The organism is Cryobacterium sp. M91 (assembly GCF_002929615.1).
Lineage (GTDB): Bacteria > Actinomycetota > Actinomycetes > Actinomycetales > Microbacteriaceae > Cryobacterium > Cryobacterium levicorallinum.
In genome coordinates this window covers 1-2486 of record NZ_PJJT01000021.1, presented here as the reverse complement: position 1 = coordinate 2486, position 2486 = coordinate 1, and the positions used below count along the sequence as shown (strand labels likewise).

Here is a 2486-nt window from a genome sequence, read left to right as displayed (position 1 = left end):
GCTGATGCCGAGGTGCCGGAACTTCGGGTCAAACTACTCGGCGTCACCGGCCTACCAATGTCGGGTGAGCCAGCCGAACTCTTGGACGCGGCGGGGATCTCAGCCCGACATATCGTCGCCGCTGCCCGAGAACTAATCGAGATTCGATAATGCGCACCGCAGCCACGGTCAACTTCCGGAGGCGAGCAGAGTGAGGCTGGCGTCAGCGGTAATGTTCGTGCGTGAACTCGACCGATCAGTGCTGTTCTACAAGGAACTACTCGGCTTCGACGTCACAGTTCGAAATAACAGCGCTGCGCTGCTGGTCGGCGGCGACGGCGGCGAGCTGTATCTGCGTGAGAGAGGAGCGTGCGCCGAGCATCCTCTTGGTCCCGTCGGGATCCAGTACCTGATTTGGACAGCGGAGGACGAAGAAGAACTTCGACGATGTGAACGGATACTCCGCGCGCAGTCACCACACGTGACAAGCCAAACCATCGATGGATTCAGGATGGTCGAGGGCCGTGGCCCCGACGACGTGCCGATCGTGGTCACCTATCCGGGACCCGAGCAGGTACCGCGGCACGAGATAATCCCACGCATCTACGGGTGGTAACCACACATCCGGCGTAAAAGTCGATCACGACCCGGTCGGTCGGGCACGTCGCGGTTCACGCCCGGCAGGTTGAGTCGGTCGGTCGACGTACTCAAGCTCAATGCTCTTGACGTATCTGATGAAGAGAAGGTAATAATAACCGGCAAAAGAGGCACTCAAGACGAACCGGTTCAAGACGAACCGATTCAAGACCAACACTCCCAACTGGATGACGCCAAAGTGGCAGGGATCCTGGTGCAGGAGGAATCTGACCTGGCGGGTCATGACGAAGCGCACGTTTTAAGCGCTCTACGTCAGCGCTTTACTGACATCGGAATGCTCATCAGCGAGGACACTCTTCAAGATCATGCGCACCGCATCGCCACCCTCAAACCGAATGACTTCTCAAAAAAATAAGCAAATATCCAAAGTTGGCGATCAAAAGCACAAAGACATAAGCTTCTGCCCGGCAAGCGAAGCCGAGACAGAAGCCAAGCAGACTCAATCCGTTCCATCAACGATCGATACGGACGCCGCGGACCACGTCAAGGTTGCTGCAGGAACCGGATGATCCCGGAGATGTCGATGCAAATGTAGGCGAGGCGGACATCAACCTGCCTCCATCTGGTGACACCGAGCTACCAGACTGATCCCGCTCCCCCGGAGTGTTGTCAATAAGGCCGCATCAACGAACAGTCGCTGGCTCCCAAACCACTGACCTGGGCCGAAGGCCACGGCCCTAGCTCGCGCGGTCGCACCACGCAGAGTGGGACCCCCGCGAGGGTATGCCGCCTTCGGCGCCTACGGAGCCGGAGCAGAGCCGTCGATGGCCCGACCGAGCAGTGCAGCTGAAAGACTTGTAGCGTACGCTTCCTAAAAAATGACCAAGAATGAGCCCTACCGGGGGTCGATTCTTAGAGACATCTAGGGCAAGGGGTCGAGCATTGTGCCGAGGAGCAATCCCATTTGGCCAGCCTCGGCGGCGATCACTGCTTGCACGCCGGCAGACAGCGATGAGTCGCGCAAAGTAACCGCCTCGTAATACGAGAAATTGCGGGCCTTCTGCGCAGCGGTGAACGCATCGGGGCGAAGCTGCATGGCCAGCACCAGGTCGGCCTGTTTGACGACCTGTTTGCGGTAAAGATCGAAATAGGGGAAATGCAACAGCAGCGGGTGCTGCTCGGCCGTGGTGGCCTCGAAGTTCCACACCTCATGACCAGTGAAACCCTCGGCCTGGGGGTGGACACCCAGCGCCTGGTCGTAGGGGATGACCATGCCGGCGGCGGCATCCCGCCAGTCGGCCATTTCTTCCGCGTCGACGCCTAGCGCCCGAGCCTGGTCGAGATGTCGTGCGGCCGCGTCTGCGGCTCCCAAGAGATTGTATTGCGCCATCACGTTGGTGTACACGTTGTTGTCGGCGATCGCTCTGTACTCGTCAGGCCGGTCACTCCGTCGATCCGGAATCGGCCCGCGCCGTCATGGTGGCCGAGTGAACGCCACAGCCGCACGGTCTGCACCAGCAGCTCCACGCCGATCGTCCGCTCGAAATCGTGGTCTCCTGTGGCCGAGACGTAGCGGATTTCGGCGGCGGCGATATCCGCATTAACATGAAATACAGAGGTGCCAGCTGGCCAATAACTAGAGCATTCTTCACCGCGCGGATGGTGCGCCATGGGAAAACCGCACCGGTGAGCCCGAGTTGCGTGGCCCGCTCGAGGGCGAGGGGCAGGGTGCTATGTCGCCACCGTAGTGCGTGTGCTGTCGCATCCGGTGCCGTGTAGGTCAGCACCAGTAGCACGAAAGTTTTGGTGTTCCAGAAGGAATGAGTATTTGAGTGTTTAGGGGCCACTGAGTATTGCCTGCGGGGGCCACCGGTATTGCCTTCGAGTGCCGGGCTGTCGCGTGGTCGGGG

General features: G+C 59.8%; 3 protein-coding genes and 1 pseudogene. 3 read left to right on the top strand and 1 reads right to left on the bottom strand.

The features are described from left to right. Positions 1–190 precede the first annotated feature (190 nt). The 3 genes from CXY80_RS00190 to CXY80_RS19260 all read left to right on the top strand — a co-directional run bounded on the left by CXY80_RS00190 (position 191) and on the right by CXY80_RS19260 (position 1145). Complete coding sequence (locus tag CXY80_RS00190) at positions 191–595, top strand: VOC family protein (RefSeq protein ID WP_104131129.1); 405 nt, start codon at positions 191–193, stop codon at positions 593–595. Positions 596–664: 69 nt separating this feature from the next. After that, entirely contained in the window at positions 665–991 is a 327-nt protein-coding gene (locus CXY80_RS00185; RefSeq protein WP_104131128.1) for a hypothetical protein, read from the top strand. Beyond that, the gene (locus CXY80_RS19260) at positions 972–1145 is read left to right on the top strand and encodes a hypothetical protein (protein ID WP_158251490.1); all 174 of its coding nucleotides are present in this window, start codon (positions 972–974) and stop codon (positions 1143–1145) included. Before CXY80_RS00185 ends, CXY80_RS19260 begins: the two co-directional genes overlap by 20 nt. A 353-nt stretch (positions 1146–1498) precedes the next feature. On the opposite strand, the pseudogene CXY80_RS00180 reads toward CXY80_RS19260, so the two are convergent. Then, positions 1499–2363, bottom strand: a pseudogene (locus CXY80_RS00180) (hypothetical protein). Positions 2364–2486: the final 123 nt, after the last annotated feature.